Source organism: Paenibacillus xylanexedens, from assembly GCF_007676705.1.
In the GTDB taxonomy this organism is placed as follows: Bacteria; Bacillota; Bacilli; order Paenibacillales; family Paenibacillaceae; genus Paenibacillus; species Paenibacillus xylanexedens_C.
In genome coordinates, this window is the sequence record NZ_VEBF01000958.1 from 1 (window position 1) to 218 (window position 218).

At 55.0% G+C, this 218-nt stretch carries 1 tRNA gene; it reads left to right on the forward strand.

Annotated elements, in window-relative coordinates:
- Positions 1-67 precede the first annotated feature (67 nt).
- Positions 68-148, forward strand: a tRNA-Leu gene (locus tag FS628_RS31160).
- Positions 149-218: the final 70 nt, after the last annotated feature.

Here is a 218-nt window from a genome sequence, read left to right on the forward strand (position 1 = left end):
TTGGTAGAGCACCTGACTTTTAATCAGGGTGTCGAAGGTTCGAGCCCTTCATGACTCACCATTATATGCGCGTGTGGCGGAATTGGCAGACGCACTAGACTTAGGATCTAGCGTCTTTGACGTGGGGGTTCAAGTCCCTCCACGCGCATCCCTTATTTGCGGAAGTGGCTCAGCGGTAGAGCATCGCCTTGCCAAGGCGAGGGTCGCGGGTTCGATTC